At 68.8% G+C, this 15,215-nt stretch carries 17 protein-coding genes; 11 read left to right on the plus strand and 6 right to left on the minus strand.

The window, feature by feature from the left end:
- Positions 1-22 precede the first annotated feature (22 nt).
- From BO996_RS08475 to BO996_RS08495, 5 genes are all read right to left on the minus strand, one after another.
- Positions 23-685, minus strand: coding sequence for a methionine ABC transporter permease (locus BO996_RS08475; RefSeq protein ID WP_012203707.1), 663 nt, complete (start codon positions 683-685; stop codon positions 23-25).
- Positions 657-1,829 (minus strand): methionine ABC transporter ATP-binding protein, encoded by a 1,173-nt coding sequence (locus tag BO996_RS08480; RefSeq protein WP_071954498.1) that lies wholly within the window; start codon positions 1,827-1,829, stop codon positions 657-659. Before BO996_RS08480 ends, BO996_RS08475 begins: the two co-directional genes overlap by 29 nt.
- Before the next feature lie 23 nt (positions 1,830-1,852).
- On the minus strand, positions 1,853-2,659 hold the full coding sequence (locus BO996_RS08485; protein WP_017404209.1) for a MetQ/NlpA family ABC transporter substrate-binding protein: 807 nt from the start codon (positions 2,657-2,659) through the stop codon (positions 1,853-1,855).
- Positions 2,660-2,706: 47 nt separating this feature from the next.
- Positions 2,707-3,522, minus strand: coding sequence for a MetQ/NlpA family ABC transporter substrate-binding protein (locus tag BO996_RS08490; RefSeq protein ID WP_016449091.1), 816 nt, complete (start codon positions 3,520-3,522; stop codon positions 2,707-2,709).
- A gap of 267 nt (positions 3,523-3,789) precedes the next feature.
- Positions 3,790-4,362 carry a MarR family winged helix-turn-helix transcriptional regulator gene (locus BO996_RS08495; RefSeq protein ID WP_016454129.1) on the minus strand — a complete coding sequence of 191 codons (573 nt, stop codon included), beginning with the start codon at positions 4,360-4,362 and terminating at the stop codon, positions 3,790-3,792.
- Positions 4,363-4,514: 152 nt separating this feature from the next.
- Between BO996_RS08495 and BO996_RS08500 the strand changes: the two genes are divergently transcribed.
- The 4 genes from BO996_RS08500 to BO996_RS08515 all read left to right on the plus strand — a co-directional run bounded on the left by BO996_RS08500 (position 4,515) and on the right by BO996_RS08515 (position 7,422).
- Positions 4,515-4,973, plus strand: coding sequence for a VOC family protein (locus BO996_RS08500; protein ID WP_012203712.1), 459 nt, complete (start codon positions 4,515-4,517; stop codon positions 4,971-4,973).
- Between the two features lie 39 nt (positions 4,974-5,012).
- Complete coding sequence (locus BO996_RS08505) at positions 5,013-5,699, plus strand: flavin reductase family protein (RefSeq protein ID WP_071954499.1); 687 nt, start codon at positions 5,013-5,015, stop codon at positions 5,697-5,699.
- A gap of 10 nt (positions 5,700-5,709) precedes the next feature.
- Positions 5,710-6,513, plus strand: a complete 804-nt coding sequence (gene hpaH, locus BO996_RS08510) for a 2-oxo-hept-4-ene-1,7-dioate hydratase (RefSeq protein WP_071957053.1) — start codon at positions 5,710-5,712, stop codon at positions 6,511-6,513.
- Between the two features lie 138 nt (positions 6,514-6,651).
- Entirely contained in the window at positions 6,652-7,422 is a 771-nt protein-coding gene (locus BO996_RS08515; protein ID WP_013803947.1) for an SDR family oxidoreductase, read from the plus strand.
- An 18-nt stretch (positions 7,423-7,440) separates the two neighbouring features.
- Here BO996_RS08515 and BO996_RS08520 read toward each other — a convergent pair whose 3' ends face one another.
- A complete protein-coding gene (locus BO996_RS08520; RefSeq protein ID WP_013803946.1) occupies positions 7,441-8,448 on the minus strand; it encodes an AraC family transcriptional regulator in 1,008 nt (335 codons plus the stop codon).
- Positions 8,449-8,640: 192 nt separating this feature from the next.
- On the opposite strand from BO996_RS08520, the gene BO996_RS08525 reads away from it, so the two are divergent.
- From BO996_RS08525 to BO996_RS08555, 7 genes are all read left to right on the plus strand, one after another.
- Complete coding sequence (locus BO996_RS08525; RefSeq protein WP_071954500.1) at positions 8,641-9,432, plus strand: SDR family oxidoreductase; 792 nt, start codon at positions 8,641-8,643, stop codon at positions 9,430-9,432.
- A 36-nt stretch (positions 9,433-9,468) separates the two neighbouring features.
- The gene (locus tag BO996_RS08530) at positions 9,469-10,776 is read left to right on the plus strand and encodes a styrene monooxygenase/indole monooxygenase family protein (RefSeq protein WP_071954501.1); all 1,308 of its coding nucleotides are present in this window, start codon (positions 9,469-9,471) and stop codon (positions 10,774-10,776) included.
- 14 nt (positions 10,777-10,790) lie between these two features.
- Complete coding sequence (locus BO996_RS08535; RefSeq protein ID WP_043824614.1) at positions 10,791-11,318, plus strand: flavin reductase family protein; 528 nt, start codon at positions 10,791-10,793, stop codon at positions 11,316-11,318.
- Between the two features lie 59 nt (positions 11,319-11,377).
- Positions 11,378-12,613 carry a dienelactone hydrolase family protein gene (locus BO996_RS08540; protein ID WP_016449084.1) on the plus strand — a complete coding sequence of 412 codons (1,236 nt, stop codon included), beginning with the start codon at positions 11,378-11,380 and terminating at the stop codon, positions 12,611-12,613.
- 150 nt (positions 12,614-12,763) lie between these two features.
- Positions 12,764-13,297 (plus strand): MarR family winged helix-turn-helix transcriptional regulator, encoded by a 534-nt coding sequence (locus BO996_RS08545; RefSeq protein WP_013803942.1) that lies wholly within the window; start codon positions 12,764-12,766, stop codon positions 13,295-13,297.
- Between the two features lie 67 nt (positions 13,298-13,364).
- The gene (locus BO996_RS08550) at positions 13,365-14,123 is read left to right on the plus strand and encodes a class II aldolase/adducin family protein (RefSeq protein WP_016454137.1); all 759 of its coding nucleotides are present in this window, start codon (positions 13,365-13,367) and stop codon (positions 14,121-14,123) included.
- An 18-nt stretch (positions 14,124-14,141) separates the two neighbouring features.
- Positions 14,142-15,167 carry a 2-dehydropantoate 2-reductase gene (locus BO996_RS08555; protein ID WP_071954502.1) on the plus strand — a complete coding sequence of 342 codons (1,026 nt, stop codon included), beginning with the start codon at positions 14,142-14,144 and terminating at the stop codon, positions 15,165-15,167.
- Positions 15,168-15,215: the final 48 nt, after the last annotated feature.

The raw sequence follows: 15,215 nt of genomic DNA on the forward strand, positions 1-15,215 counted from the left end.
GGCGTGGCGCCTGTTTTCAGCGTCAGCGGCTGCGCAGCCGGCGCACGTAGCGGTCGCCCAGGACCTGGACCACGGTGACCAGCGCGATCAGCACGGCAATCACCAGCAGCATCACCTGGGTGTCGAAGCGCTGGTAGCCGTAGCGGATGGCCAGGTCGCCCAGGCCGCCCGCGCCCACGGCGCCGGCCATGGCCGAGGAGCTGATCAGCGCCACCAGGGTGATGGTGAAGCCGCCCACGATGCCGGGCAGGGCCTCGGGCAGGTAGACGTGGCGCACGATGTCCCACTTGCGGCAGCCCATGGCCTGGGCGGCTTCGATGAGGCCGGGATCGACCTCGCGCAGGCTGACCTCGACGATGCGCGCAAAGAACGGCGTGGCGCTGATGGCCAGCGGCACGATGGCCGCCCACACGCCGATGGTCGTGCCCGTCACCAGCCGCGTGAACGGGATCAGCGCCACCAGCAGCACGATGAAGGGCGTGGCACGGAAGCCGTTGATCACGCTGCCCAGCGCGCGGTGCGTGCGCGGCGAGGCCAGGAAGCCGCCGGGCGCGGTGACGATGAGCAGCACCGCCAGCGGAATGCCCGCCGCCAGCGCGATGCCGCCCGAGACGCCGACCATCATCAGCGTGTCGGCCAGCGCGTTGCCGTAGCGCTCAATGGGAATGGACAGATTCAGCGACATATCCGAGATCCTTGATGTCATGCGCAATGGCCGCCGGGCCCTGCGTCAATGTGTGCCAGTCATGCGCGGCCGTGCCGCCGCCCAGCGCGATCAGCAGCTGCCCCTGGGCATGGCCCTGGATGCGGTCCACGCCGCCATGCAGCAGGCGAACCCGGCCGCCCAGGGCCTGGGCGATGCGCGGGAAGTCGGGCTCCAGCCCGTCCTCGCCGCGGTAGGTCAGCTGCAGGATGCGTTCGTGGCGGCCTGCGGGCGCGGTGCTCAGCAGGCGCTGGCGCAGGTCGTCGGGCAGGCCGTGCTGCAGCGGTGCCAGCAGGGCGCGCGTGGCCGGGTGCTGCGGGTTGCCGAAGACCTTCCAGACCTCGCCCAGCTCGGCGATGCGGCCCTGCTCCAGCACCAGCACGCGGTCGGCGATCTCGCGGATCACGCTCATCTCGTGCGTGATCAGGATGATGGTGATGCCCAGCTTGCGGTTGATGGTGCGCAGCAGCTCCAGGATGGACTGCGTGGTCTCGGGGTCCAGGGCCGAGGTGGCCTCGTCGCACAGCAGGATCTCGGGGTCGGTGGCCAGGGCGCGGGCAATGCCCACGCGCTGCTTTTGCCCGCCCGACAGCCGGCTCGGATAGGTGCCAGCCTTCTCCTGCAGGCCCACCAGGGCCAGCAGCTCATTGACCCGCGCATTGATGCGTGCGCGCGGCAGGCCCGCCACCTGCAGCGGAAGGGCCACGTTGTCATGCACCGTCTTGGCCGACAGCAGGTTGAAGTGCTGGAAGATCATGCCGATGCGCCGGCGCAGCTGCACCAGCTGCGATTCGTCCAGCGTGCCGATGTCCACGCCGTCGACCCGCACCTGGCCGCTGCTGGGCTGCTCCAGCCGGTTGATGGTGCGCAGCAGGCTGGACTTGCCCGCGCCGCTGCGCCCGATGATGCCGAAGATGCTGCCCGGCGCGATTTCCAGGCTGATCGCGTCCAGCGCCTGTACGGGACCGGCCGAAGACTGGTAGGTCTTGGCCACGCCGCTGAAGGCAACGGCGCCGGGTCCACGGATGGATTCCCGCGTGCTGCCGGCCGCTGCCGATGAGCGCCTGTCCGCCTCGTGGGCCGGCCTGTCCGCCAGGGGCTGCCTGGCTGCAATGCTGGTTGACATGGCTGAAGTCCTCCCCGCGCCGCTCAGGGCTTGACCCAGGCCAGGTTGTACAGGCGCTTGTCGTTGGAGAAGGCGCGCTGGGCCTCGGCCTTCACCGCATCGGAGTTCTGGTAGATGCGGATGAACTTCTGCACCACGGGGTCCTGCGTGCGGTTGGCCTTGACCACGAACTGGATGGAAAAGCGCGCGTCCTCGATGCCCGAATATGCAAGCCCGCTGGACGGATCGAAGGCCTTGGCCGCCACGATGAAGTGCGGGTAGCCCTGGGCGAGGTCCACGTCGCCCGTGATGCGCACCAGTTGCGGCCCCTCGACCTCGACGAAGCTGAGCTTCTTGGGGTTCTCGACGATGTCGTCCAGGCTGCCCAGGTAGCCCACGCCGGGCTTGAGCTTGATCAGCCCCACCTTCTGCAGCAAGAGCAGGCCGCGCCCCTGGTTCACGGGGTCGTTGGCAATGCCCACCTTGCCGCCCTGCGGCACCTGGGCGATGGCCTTGTGCTTGAGCGAGTACAGGCCCACGTTGGCCAGGATGCCCGTGCCCGCGCTGGCCAGCTTGTAGCCGTTCTTCTGGATGGCGTTGTCCAGGAAGGGCTGGTGCTGGAAGTAGTTGATGTCCAGGTCGCCCGAGTCCACGGCCACGTTGGGCGTGGTCCAGTCGGTGAACTCCACCACCTGCACATCGATGCCCTGGGCCTTGGCCTCCTTGGCGGCCACGGCCACCGAGTCGGCGTAGGCGCCGGGCACCACGCCGATGCGCAGCTTGTCGGCAGCGTGGGCGGAGAACAGGGCCAGGGCGGCCAGCGGGGCGATCAGGGCACGGGAAAGCTTCATCGGGATCTCCGGAAAAAAGGGTTCGAAAAAGGCAGGAAGGGGCCGCGTCACGGCTTGCGCCACGGCAGGCTGTACAGCCTGTCGTTGGCGGCGAAGGACTTGTGGATCTGCGCCTGCACGGCGCCCGAGGTCTGGTAGATGCGCACGAACTGCGCAATGCGCGGGTCCCTGGCGTTGTCCTGGCGCGAGACGAAGCGGATGGCGTAGTACAGGTCGTCAATGCCCGAATACAGCAGCGCATTGCCGGCCACCTGCGGCCGCCCGGCGTTGACGAAGTGGGCCGGGTAGCCCTGGGCCAGGTCCACATCGTCCAGCGCGCGCACCAGCTGCGGCCCTTCGATCTCGACAAAGCGCAGCCTGCGCGGGTTGGACACGATGTCGTCCAGCCCCGCGCGCGGGCCCTTGCCTTCGCGCAGCTGGATCAGGCCGGCCTTCTCCAGCAGCAGCAGGCCGCGCCCCTGGTTGACGGGGTCGTTTGCCACGCCCACGCGCGCTCCCTCCTTCAGGTCGGCAAAGCGCTGGGTCTTGAGCGAGTACAGGCCGATGTTGGGCAGCAGGCCCGTGGCCACGCTGGTGAAGGCATAGCCGCGCTCGCGGATGGCGTTGTCCAGGAAGGCCTGGTGCTGGAAGTAGTTGAGGTCGATGTCGCCGGCCGCCAGCGCCGTGTTGGGCGTGGTCCAGTCGGTGAACTCGATGACCTGCACGTCCAGCCCCTGGGCGCGCGCCTCCTTGGCGGCGACCTCCACGGAGTCGGCCAGCGAGCCGGGCGTGACGCCTATCTTCAGCGCGGCGGCCGCCGCAAGGCCGGGCAGCGCCAGCGTGGCGGCGAGCGACCAGAGCAATGTGTTTCTGCGCGTGGGCAAGGCGTGGTTCCTCCAGCTCGGCCAGGCCCGGCGCCGGCGCCCACATGGCGCCTGCCGGCATGGCCTCTGAAGGCATTGCAACACCCGGCCCCGGCGCGCACCACGACGGAATTCACATTTCCTTATAGCGAGCCATGCGCGGCGCAAGGCATTGATCGCAAAGGAAATTTTGCACAGGCAAGATTGAGCTTATGCCCGCGCGAAATATGGCACCGTGCCGGCTGCGCAGGCTTGCGGCAGCCAGGGCGGCCTGCCGCGCTCCCAGGATCAAGCGCCCTGCTGCGCCTTCATCCTCGTCCAGGCCTTGAAGAGGATGGACTGCAGGCTGGCACGCTCGCCCTCGTCCAGGTAGTCGACCAGGGACTCGCACATGCGCCAGAAGGCCGGCAGCGCGCGGGCCAGCACCTCGCGGCCCTGGTCGGTGAGCGCCAGGTCGAAGCTGCGGCGGTCTTCCTGGCTGAGGCTGCGCGCCAGCAGCGAGCGCTTTTCCAGCCAGTCCAGCAGGCCCGTCACCGACGAGCGCGTCACGCCGACGTAGCTGGCGATATAGGACGGCGTGACCACCGTGTCGCCCAGCAGCCCGCGCTCGGCCAGGCCGAAGATCATGAGCACGTCGAGCTTGCTCTCGGACAGGCCGAACGCCTGCAGCGATGCGTTGGCGCGCTGCTCCACATCGTCGGCCAGCCACAGCAGCAGCAGGCCCAGGCCGGCGGCCGGCGTGTCGGTGCCGGGCTGCGCGGTCTCGGCCATCAGGGCCAGGTGCGGGCGCAGCGCTTCGGGGGCGTTGGCGAGGGGGGTGGAATCGGGGGCCGGTGCGGCAGCGGTCTTGCGCGGACTCATGGGAGTGGATGGAAGCGGGTGAAACCGGGTTGAAGGCGGGTTGAAGGCGGAAGAAGAAAGGGCGGTTGATTTTACGGCTTTCATATATTACGCTTTGTGTATAGTACGTTAAACGTATTATTTGGCGGCACACAAATCTGCAAGGACATCCCATGCCCATCAAAGTTCTGGAACTCCACCATGTCGGATTCGGCGTCAACCACGCCCAGGCCGACGCCATGCTCGACTTCTACCGCGAAGTGCTGAACCTGCCCCAGGACGCCGCGCGCTGGAAGATTCCCGGCATCTACGGCTCCTGGATCAACCTGCCCAACGGCAGCCAGTTGCACATCCTCGGCAGCGAGGGGCCGTCGCGCTATGCGCAGGGCCCGGGCAAGGACCCCGTGTCCAACCACATCGCGCTGGCCGTGGACGACATCCTCGGCGCCGAGCAGGAGCTGCAGGCGCGCGGCGTCGATTACTTCACGCTGGACAACGTGGCATCGCCCAGCCTCAAGCAGCTGTTCCTACGCGACCCGGCCGGCAACCTGGTGGAACTGCACCAGTCCAATGCGCGCGCCCCGGGCATCGCCCAGGCCGAGCAGGACGCGGCGCGCGCCGGCAACGAGTGACGCGACGCCCTCCCTTTTTCCCTTCCCCTCCGGAATCCCATGTACTTTGAAATGCAATCGCTCAACAGCGAGCAGCGCAGCAACATCCTGCACTCCCTGGTTCTGCCCCGTCCCATCGCCTGGATCAGCTCGGTGGACGTGGACGGCACGGTCAACGTCGCGCCGTTCTCCTTCTTCAACGCCATGTCGGGCGATCCGCCGCTGCTGTGCGTGTGCATAGGCTCGCGCCAGGGCGTGCTCAAGGACACGGCGCGCAACATCGCGGCCACGGGCGAGTTCGTGGTGAACCTGGTGTCCGAGCCGCTGGCGCGCCGCATGGCGGTGACGGCCATAGAGTTCGGCGCGCAGGTGGACGAGTCGGCCCAGGCCGGCCTGGTCCTGGGCGATGCACGGCGGGTGAAGGCGCCGCGCATCGTGGACAGCCCTGCTTCATTCGAGTGCCGCGTGCGCCAGCTCATCGACATCGACGGCGTGCGCAGCCTGGTGCTGGCCGACGTGCTGGCCGCCCATGTCATGGATGCGGCCGTGGTCGATGGCGAGCTCATGTACTTCGACCCCGCGCCCATGGAGCTGATCGCGCGGCTGCAGAACCCCGGCTGGTATGGCCGCGTGGGCGATGCCTTCCAGATGCCCACGCCTTCGGTGGCGCAGTGGGATGCCATGCAGCGCCAGGGCGTGTCCGACAGCTACCTGGCCTGGGCCGACGATGGCGCCGCCGCGCGCTGAAGGGCCGCCCATGCTTGCGCAACACACCATAGACAGCCTGGCGGCCGAGCTGCACGCCAGCGAAAAAAGCCGGGTGCAGGTCCGGCACTTTTCCCGCCGCCATCCGGACATGACGGTGCAGGACGGCTACGCCATCTCGCGCGCCTGGATGCGGCTCAAGCGCGCCGAGGGCCGCACGGTCAGGGGCCACAAGATCGGCCTGACCTCGCGTGCCATGCAGCAGGCCGTGCAGATCACCGAGCCCGACTACGGCACCCTGCTGGACGACATGTTCTTCGAGCCCGGCGGCGACATTCCCTTTGCGCGCTTCATCGCTCCGCGCGTGGAGGTGGAGCTGGCCTTCGTGCTGGGCCGCACGCTCAAGGGGCCGGGCGTCACCCTGTGCGATGTGCTGGCCGCCACCGACTGGGTGGTGCCCGCCGTGGAAATCATCGACGCCCGCATCGAGCAAAAGGACCGCGATACCCAGGCCATGCGCACGGTGCGCGACACCATCGCCGACAACGCGGCCAATGCCGGTATCGTCATGGGCGGGCGGCCCGTGCGCCCCGACGCGGTGGACCTGCGCTGGGTGTCGGCGCTGCTGCAGCGCAACGGCGTGATCGAGGAGTCCGGCGTGGCGGCCGCCGTGCTCAACCATCCGGCCACGGGCGTGGCCTGGCTGGCCAACCGGCTGGCGCAATGGGATGAGCAGCTGGACGCAGGTCAGGTGGTGCTGGCCGGCTCGTTCACGCGGCCCGTCACGGCCGAGGTCGGCGACAGCTTCCATGTGGACTACGGGCCGCTGGGCTCCATTGCCTGGCGCTTTGCCTGAGCTTCGTCCGCAGTGTGGCGATGGTGTCGCCTGCGGCACAGTCCTCAGGCCCGGCGCGTCGCCGACAATGCAGCGGCGCCGCCCGCCACCGGTGCGCGGGCGGCGGCTGCAACACATGCACTACAGGATGGACAAGCAATGGAGATGAAGAACGCAAAGACGGCCGTGGTCACGGGCGGAGGAACCGGCGTGGGCAAGGCCGTGGCGCTGGCCCTGGCGGGCGCTGGCTACCAGGTGGTGGTGGCGGGCCGCCGCCAGGCGCCGCTGGATGAGACCTGCGCCGAGGCCCAGGCAAAGTACGGCGCAGGCGAGCGCATGCTGGGCATTGCCACCGATGTCAGCGATCCGGCTGCCGTGGAGCAGCTGTTCGCACGCACGGTGCAGCGCTTCGGTCGCGTGGACCTGCTGTTCAACAACGCGGGCCGGGGCAATCCGCCCGGCTCCTTCCTGGACTGGACGCCCGAGCAGTGGCGCGAGGTGGTCGATGTCAACCTCAACGGCATGTTCTATTGCCTGCAGCAGGCGTTTCGCACCATGCGCGACCAGTCGCCGCGCGGCGGCCGCATCATCAACAACGGCTCCATCTCCGCGCATGCGCCGCGCCCCAATTCCAGCGCTTACACGGCCACCAAGCATGCCGTCATGGGCCTGACCAAGACCGCTGCGCTCGACGGCCGTGCCTACGACATCGCCGTGGGCCAGATCGACATCGGCAATGCCATGACCGAGCTGGCATCGCGCATGGCCAAGGGCGTGCCCCAGGCCAATGGCGAGATCGCGGTGGAGCCGCTGATCGACGCGGATGTGGTGGGCCAGTCCGTGCTCTACATGGCCAGCCTGCCGCTGGAGGCCAATGTGCTGTTCCACACGGTGATGGCCACCAAGATGCCCTTCGTGGGCCGGGGCTGAACCGGCAAAGTCAGGCCCTCAGGCCTGCACGCGGCGGCTCGCCGTCTCGGACGGGAGCTCGCCGAAGCGGCTGCGGTACTGGGCCGCGAAGTGGCCCAGGTGCAGGAAGCCGTATTTCTGCGCCACGTCGCGCACGCCGGAGCCGGCTGCGGCGCCCGGGCCCTTGGCCGCCTGGAGTTCGGCGCGCACCCGGTCCAGCCGCAGCTGGCGCAGGAAATCCATGGGCCCCATGCCTGCGTGCTGGCGGAAGGCTGCCTGCAGCGTGCGCGCGCTGCAGCCGGCCTCGCGGCAGACATCGGCCAGCGACAGGGGCTGGTCGGCATGGGCCTGCATGTACTCCTGGGCCTTGCGCACGCCGCGCGGCAGCAGGCTGCGCCGGCTGTCCCCGGCCAGTGCGCGGCTGTGGCTGTGCGTGGCCGACATCAGCAGGCTGGTCAGCAGGTATTCCTCCGCATGCTGGGCCAGTGCCTGCGTGGCCTGCAGGGCGTTGCCCGCATCCAGCGTGTGCCGCAGGCAGTCGATGAAATGCACCAGCGGTGCCAGCGCCGGCTGGTCCAGCGGCACGCCCAGATCGAACACCAGGGGCCGGCCTGCGGGCGCCTGCAGCAGCGCCTCCAGCCGCGCCACCAGGGCCGGGCGGGCCATGCGCACGATCAGGTGCGGGCTGTCGTCGGCCCAGCGCATGGACAGCGGCTCGGTCGGCGAGGGCAGGGAGGCCAGGCGCGGCGTGGCATCCACCTGCTGCGCGCCGCAGCGGATCTCGGCACTGCCGCGCAGGGGAATCTGCAGCAGGAAGAAGTCCCGCAGGTAGCCGGGCTCGATGTGCACGCCGGGACCGTACTGCACATAGTTCAGGCTGACGTTGCGGGAAAGCGGCGCGCTGTGGTGGCAGGCGTCCAGCTCGGCGCGCGGGCGCAGCATGCCCAGGCCATGCGGACAGAAGACGCGCGCCACGCTTTCGCGGGCCTCGTCCATGTCGTGGCTCTCGAAAAGCCGGTAGCGCTGCAGCGGCAGCGGTGTGTGCATGGCGTGTTCCATAGGCTGGGCAGAACGTAGCAAAAACCACCCGCTCCCACAATTCGGACCATTCCCCGGGAGCCAATTTCTGCGCGCCAGGGACAGTGCCTGCGCTTGCCGGATGCCTGCGCGGCCCGGCCCCCCGTAACGTGTGCTGCACAGGCCAGCCCGGCCTGGCATCCACACGGGAGAACAAGCGTCATGTTCAAGGGACTCGAAGGCAAAAGCGCCATCGTCACCGGCGGCTCCACCCTGATAGGCGCCGGCGTGGTGCGTGCGCTGCACGCGGCCGGCGTGAAGGTGGTCATTGCCGACATCGATGCCGACAACGGCCAGGTGCTGGCCGATGCGCTGGGCGAGGACGCGCTTTTCGTGCGCACCGACATCACCGACGACGCGCAGGTCGCCGCCTGCGTTCAGCAGGCATGCAGCCGGCACGGCGGCGTGCACATCCTGGTCAACCTGGCCTGCTCGTATGTAGACGAAGGCCTGCAGTCGCCGCGCGCGGACTGGCTGGCCTCGTTCAACGTGAACGTCGCCAGCGCCGTGGCCATGCTGCAGGCCGTGCACCCGCACATGGTGGCCGCCGGTGGCGGGGCCGTGGTGAATTTCACCAGCATCTCTTCGGAAGCGGCGCAGACGGGGCGCTGGCTCTACCCGGCCAGCAAGGCGGCCATGAAGCAGCTCACGCGCAGCATGGCCATGGACCTGGCGGCCGATGGCATCCGCGTCAACAGCGTCTGCCCGGGCTGGACCTGGTCGGCGGTGATGGACCGGCTCAGTGGCGGCGACCGCGCCAAGACCGACCGCGTGGCCGCGCCCTTTCACCTGCTGGGCCGCGTGGGTGATCCGCACGAGGTGGCGCAGGTGGTGCTGTTCCTGTGCTCGGACCATGCCAGCTTCGTGACCGGCGCCGACTACGCGGTGGACGGCGGCTACGGCGCCATGGGGCCTGAGCGCGCCGTGGCCGCCATTCCCCAATTGATGGACTAGTACGCAGTACGGACACGGAGCCGCAAGGAGACAGCCATGAAGAAAATCGCCATCGTCGGAGCCGGCCAGTCGGGCCTGCAACTGGGCCTGGGCCTGCTGGCCGCGGGCCATCAGGTCACGATACTGAGCAACCGCACGGCGCAGGACATCGCCCAGGGCCGGGTCATGTCCAGCCAGTGCATGTTCGACAGCGCGCTGCAGATAGAGCGCGGCCTGGGCCTGGACCACTGGTCGCGCGAATGCCCGGTGGTCGAGGGCATCGGCCTGTGCGTGCCGCATCCGGCGCAGCACGGCGGGAAGGCGGTCGACAAGGCCATCGACTGGGCGGCGCGTCTGAACGCGGGCGCGCAGTCCGTGGACCAGCGCCTGAAGATCCCCGCATGGATGGACGACTTCCGCCGCCAGGGCGGCGAGCTGGTGCTCAAGGATGCGGGCATCGCCGAGCTGGAGGAATGCACGCGCAGCCATGACCTGACCCTGGTCGCCAGCGGCAAGGGCGAGATATCGAGGCTGTTCGAGCGCGATGCCCATCGCTCGCGCTTCGACCAGCCCCAGCGCGCGCTGGCGCTGACCTATGTGACGGGCATGAAGCCGCGCGAGCCGTTCTCCGCCGTGTCCTTCAACCTGCTGCCGGGCGTGGGCGAGTATTTCGTGTTCCCGGCGCTGACGACCACGGGCCCCTGCGAGATCATGGTGTTCGAAGGCGTGCCCGGCGGCCCCATGGACTGCTGGGGCGATGTGAAGACACCGGAGCAGCACCTGGAGCGCAGCCGCTGGATCCTCGACACCTTCGTCCCCTGGGAGGCCGAGCGCTGCCGCGACATTGCGCTGACCGATGACAACGGCATCCTCGCGGGCCGCTTCGCCCCCACGGTGCGCAAGCCCGTGGCCACGCTGCCGTCGGGGCGCAAGGTGCTGGGCATGGGCGACGTGGTGGTGCTCAACGACCCCATCACGGGCCAAGGCTCCAACAACGCGGCCAAGTGCGCCGACACCTATCTGCGCAGCATCCTGGCACGCAGCAATGGCGGCGGCAATGGTGACGGAAATCGTGATGGAAATGGCGCATTCGACGCCGCCTGGATGCAGCAGACCTTCGACCGCTACTGGTTCGGCTATGCGCAATGGGTCACGCAGTGGACCAACATGCTGCTGGTGCCACCGCCACCCCATGTGCTCAAGCTGCTGGCCAGCGCGGGCACGCTGGCACCGCTGGCCAGCGCCTTTGCCAACGGCTTCGACGACCCACGCACCTTCTTCCCCTGGTTCGCGGACGCGGGCGAGGCAGACCACTACATCGACAGCTGCGCGGCCATCGCCGCCATGGCAGCCGTCCCCGCCTAGCCGCAGAGGCCGCCATGAGCACATGCGACACCCCGGCCGCCGCCCCGGCCTGCTCCTTCGATCCGCGCGAGCTGCGCAAGGCCTTCGGCCAGTTCACCACGGGCGTGACCGTCATCACCACGCGCGCGCCGGACGGGCGGCGCGTGGGCATGACGGCCAACTCGTTCTCCTCGGTCTCGCTGGACCCGCCGCTGGTGCTGTGGAGCCTGGCGCGCCAGGCGCCCAGCGTCTGCGATTTCCAGGGCGCCAGCCATTTCGCCATCCACGTGCTGGCTGCGGGCCAGCACCTTCTGTCGCGGCGCTTTTCCACGCCGCAGCAAGACAAGTTCGGCGGCCTGGACTGCGCGGAAGGCCCGGCCGGCGTGCCCCTGATCGATGGCGTGCTGGCCCGCTTCGTCTGCCGCAACGTCCGGCAATACGATGGCGGCGACCACCTCATCTTCATCGGACAGGTCGAGCGCTGCGAACGCTTCGACGGCGAGCCCCTGGCCTTTCACGCGGGCTACTATCAGGTGACGGTGCGGCACCCCGAATGCGTATGACGGGTCATGAAAAAAGCGGCACCGCAGCTTTCCCCACCCTTTGAAACGGAGACAACCCCATGCAGCAGAAAGAACCCCCGGCAAGCCGCCATGTGCGCATCAACGCGCTGGACGGCAGCGGCAGCTTCAACGCCTACCTGGCCGTGCCGGCCTCGGGCAGCGGCCCCGGCCTGGTGCTGGCGCAGGAGATCTTCGGCGTCAACGCCACCATGCGCGAGGTGGCCGACTACTACGCCGAAGAAGGCTACGTGGTGCTGGTGCCCGACCTGTTCTGGCGCCAGCAGCCCGATGTGGAGCTGGGCTACACGCCGGCGGACTGGGAGCGCGCCTTCGGCTTCTACAAGGGATTCGACGAGGCCCTGGGCGTGCAGGACATCCAGGCCTGCCTGAACGCCTTGCGCCAGCGCCCCGAGGTCACGGACGGCAAGGCCGGCGTGCTGGGCTTTTGCCTGGGCGGCAAGCTGGCCTACCTGGCCGCCTGCCGCACCGATGCCGATGCGGTGGTCGGATACTACGGCGTGGGCATCGAGGCGGCGCTGGACGAGGCCGAGCGCATCCGCTGCCCGCTCACCCTGCATGTGGCCGAGCTCGACGCCTTCTGCCCGCCCGAGGCGCGCCAGCGCATCGTCCAGGCGCTGGGCGGGCGTCCCGGCGTGGCCGTGCATGTCTATCCGGGCGTGGACCATGCCTTCGCGCGCAAGGGCGGCGATCACTTCCACCGCGCCTCGGCCCTGATGGCGCACGAGCGCAGCATTGCCACACTCAAGTCCGCCATCGGCCCGCATTTTGACCTGGCCGCGCTGTGGGACAAGCACTGCGAGTACGAGTTCGCCACGCGCAACGTGGACGACACCATGGCCACCATGGTGGCCGAGCCCTATGTGAACCACATCCCCACCATGACCGGCGGCGTAGGCTTCAGCAACCTGCACGCCTTCTATACGAACCACTTCGTCAACAGCAATCCGCCCGACACGTCGCTGACGCCGATTTCACGCACGGTGGGGGCCTCGCAGGTGGTGGACGAGATGCTGTTCTGCTTCACGCACACCACCGAGATCCCGTGGATGCTGCCCGGCGTGCGGCCCACGGGGCGGCGCGTGGAGATCCCGCTGCTGGCCGTCGTCAAGTTCCGGGGCGACAAGCTCTACCACGAGCACATCTACTGGGACCAGGCCAGCGTGCTGGTGCAGGTGGGCCTGCTGGACCCGGCGCTGTTGCCCGTGGCCGGCGTGGAGACGGCGCGCAAGCTGCTGGACGAGACCCTGCCTTCCAACGAACTGCTCAAGCGTTGAGCGCGGCGCGGGCGCACGGGTTTCACCCTGCGCCTGCGGGCGGCCTGCAGGCCGCCAGGGCTCTCAGGGTTGCCACCAATGTTGATATGTCAACATTGGTGGATCATGCGGCCATCGCAATCGCCGTCGCCGCCCGGTTCCCTCCGCCCAATGCCCCGCCCACGCACATCCACGATCCCTGCCGCCGATGCCGCCACCGGCCCTGCACCGGACACGCAGGTCTGCAGCCAGACGCTGGCGCTGGAGGACTTCATCACCTTCCGCCTGGGCGCGCTGTCCAATGCGCTGCAGACCCAGGTGACGCGCCACTACATCGCGCCGGCATCGCCCGTGGGGCTGACCGAGTGGCGGCTCATGGGCCAGATCCAGCGCCACGGCGAGCTGCATGCCAGCGCGCTGTCACGCCTGAGCCTGATGGACAAGGCCCAGATCAGCCGCGCGCTGCAGCCGCTGATCGACCGGGGCTGGGTGCTGCGCCGCGCCGATCCGCAGCACGCGCGGCGCCACCTGTTGCAGCTGAGCGAAGCAGGGCAGGCGCTCTTCGACGAGGTGCTGTCCCGCGCACGCCCCTACCAGGCGGCCCTGCTCAATGCCCTGACGGCCGATGAGCGCGCCATGCTGGACCGCATCCTGGACAAGCTGGGCCGTGCCTCCCAAGCGCTGGACCAGGGGCTGGATGCCTGATTTACCCACAAGCCACTGCACAACCCACCTCAAGACCCACCTCAGAACCCATCCCACGAGCCACACCATGAATTGCTCCATGCACCCTGATGAGCGGGCCGCCCGCATCGAACTGGCCGCCTGCTACCGCGTCTTTGCCATGCTGGGCTGGGACGAACTGATCTACAACCACATCACGGTGCGCCTGCCCGACAGCGTGACGGGCGGTGAAAAGCAGTTCCTGATCAACCCCTTCGGCCTGCACTACGAAGAGGTCACGGCCAGCAACCTGGTACGCATCAATGTGCGCGGCGAGGTGCTGGACGGCTCGCGGCATCCGGTGAATCCGGCCGGCTTCGTGGTGCATGCGGCCATCCACGACGGACTGCCGGGTGCCCACTGTGTGATGCACACGCACACCACCTCGGGCATGGGAGTGGCCTGCCTGGAGCAGGGCCTATCGCAAAGCAACTTCTACAGCGCCCAGCTGCACGGCATGGTGGCCTACCATGACTTCGAGGGCATCACCATCCATGCCGACGAAGGGCCGCGCCTGCTGGCCAGCATCGGCCACCGCAAGGCCGTGATCCTGCGCAACCATGGCCTGCTCAGCTGGGGCAGCGATCTACCCCAGGCCTTCGTGGTGCTGTGGACGCTGCAGCGCGCCTGCGACGTGCAGATGGCCACCCTGTCCATGGGCGCGCCGCGCATGGTCTCCGACGCCATGGCTCAGCGCTGCAACGAGGACTCGCTGACCTTCAACGACAGCCACGGCGGTGCCCGCGATGTGTTCGACCACCTGGTGCGCCGCGTGAACCGGCGCGACAGCAGCTATCTCGATCTTTGAACCCGGAGCTTCCCGCGCATGACCATGGAACAGACAAGCATTTCATTCGACAAGGCCTGCATCTTCGGCGCCGGCGCCATCGGCGGCTGGATGGGCGCGGCCCTGGCCCGCGCCGGCTGCCAGCTCAGCGCCGTGGCGCGCGGCGCCGCGCTGCAGGCCCTGCGCACCCAGGGCCTGACCCTGGTGCACGGCGAGCAGCGCGAGCACTTTGCGCTGCGTGCCGAACAGGACCCGGCCGCCCTGGGCGTGCAGGACCTGGTCATCATCTCCGTCAAGGCGCCGGGCATGCCCGATGTCGCTGAGCGCATTGCCCCGCTGATCGGCCCGCAGACCGTGGTGCTCACGGCCATGAACGGCGTGCCCTGGTGGTTTCTGCACGGCGGTGTCGATGCCAGCGTGCGCGGCAGGCAGCTGAAAGCCGTGGACCCTGAAGGCCGCATTGCGCAAGCCATCCCGCTGGGCCAGGTGCTGGGTTCGGTGGTCCATGCCAGCTGCTCCAACGATGCGCCCGGCGTGGTGCGCCGCCACTTCGGCAACAGCCTCATCCTGGGCGAGCCCCTGGCCACAGGGCCCGGCCAGCCGCCCACGCCGCGCCTGGCGGCACTGGCCCAACTGCTGCAGCGTGGCGGCATCGAGGCCAAGGTCTCCGACAACATCCAGCGCGACGCCTGGTACAAGCTCTGGGGCAACATGACCGTCAACCCCGTCAGCGCGCTGACGGGTGCCACCTCGGACCGCATCCTGGGCGACGACCTGGTGCGCGGCCTGATCACGCGCGTGATGCTGGAGGCCAAGGAGATCGGCGCGCGCATCGGCCTGCCCATCAACGAATCGCCCGAAGACCGCCATGCGGTCACGCTCAAGCTGGGCGCCTTCAAGACCTCCATGCTGCAGGACGTGGAAGCCGGAAAGCCCGTGGAGCTCGACGCCCTCGTGGGCGCGGTGCGCGAAATGGGCCAGCTGTGCGGCGTGGACACGCCCTTCACGGATGCGCTGCTGGGCCTGGCGCGGCTGCAGGCGCGGCAAAAGGGGCTGATGGCCTGACGCCGCAAAGGCCCGTACCGGCCTGCAGCGCGCAACCGTAGACTACGC

It is taken from the genome of Delftia sp. HK171 (genome assembly GCF_001886655.1).
Lineage (GTDB): Bacteria > Pseudomonadota > Gammaproteobacteria > Burkholderiales > Burkholderiaceae_C > Comamonas > Comamonas acidovorans.

What these genes read in the sequence shown, in the direction of transcription:
- BO996_RS08500 (WP_012203712.1), top strand. Translation starts at nt 4,515, where the DNA reads ATGCCCATCAAAGTTCTGGAACTCCACCATGTCGGATTCGGCGTCAAC.
- BO996_RS08555 (WP_071954502.1), top strand. Translation starts at nt 14,142, where the DNA reads ATGACCATGGAACAGACAAGCATTTCATTCGACAAGGCCTGCATCTTC.
- BO996_RS08520 (WP_013803946.1), bottom strand. Translation starts at nt 8,448, where the DNA reads ATGCACACACCGCTGCCGCTGCAGCGCTACCGGCTTTTCGAGAGCCAC.
- BO996_RS08525 (WP_071954500.1), top strand. Translation starts at nt 8,641, where the DNA reads ATGTTCAAGGGACTCGAAGGCAAAAGCGCCATCGTCACCGGCGGCTCC.
- BO996_RS08485 (WP_017404209.1), bottom strand. Translation starts at nt 2,659, where the DNA reads ATGAAGCTTTCCCGTGCCCTGATCGCCCCGCTGGCCGCCCTGGCCCTG.
- BO996_RS08530 (WP_071954501.1), top strand. Translation starts at nt 9,469, where the DNA reads ATGAAGAAAATCGCCATCGTCGGAGCCGGCCAGTCGGGCCTGCAACTG.
- BO996_RS08545 (WP_013803942.1), top strand. Translation starts at nt 12,764, where the DNA reads ATGCCCCGCCCACGCACATCCACGATCCCTGCCGCCGATGCCGCCACC.
- BO996_RS08505 (WP_071954499.1), top strand. Translation starts at nt 5,013, where the DNA reads ATGTACTTTGAAATGCAATCGCTCAACAGCGAGCAGCGCAGCAACATC.
- hpaH (WP_071957053.1), top strand. Translation starts at nt 5,710, where the DNA reads ATGCTTGCGCAACACACCATAGACAGCCTGGCGGCCGAGCTGCACGCC.
- BO996_RS08475 (WP_012203707.1), bottom strand. Translation starts at nt 685, where the DNA reads ATGTCGCTGAATCTGTCCATTCCCATTGAGCGCTACGGCAACGCGCTG.
- BO996_RS08535 (WP_043824614.1), top strand. Translation starts at nt 10,791, where the DNA reads ATGAGCACATGCGACACCCCGGCCGCCGCCCCGGCCTGCTCCTTCGAT.
- BO996_RS08515 (WP_013803947.1), top strand. Translation starts at nt 6,652, where the DNA reads ATGGAGATGAAGAACGCAAAGACGGCCGTGGTCACGGGCGGAGGAACC.
- BO996_RS08540 (WP_016449084.1), top strand. Translation starts at nt 11,378, where the DNA reads ATGCAGCAGAAAGAACCCCCGGCAAGCCGCCATGTGCGCATCAACGCG.
- BO996_RS08495 (WP_016454129.1), bottom strand. Translation starts at nt 4,362, where the DNA reads ATGAGTCCGCGCAAGACCGCTGCCGCACCGGCCCCCGATTCCACCCCC.
- BO996_RS08480 (WP_071954498.1), bottom strand. Translation starts at nt 1,829, where the DNA reads ATGTCAACCAGCATTGCAGCCAGGCAGCCCCTGGCGGACAGGCCGGCC.
- BO996_RS08550 (WP_016454137.1), top strand. Translation starts at nt 13,365, where the DNA reads ATGAATTGCTCCATGCACCCTGATGAGCGGGCCGCCCGCATCGAACTG.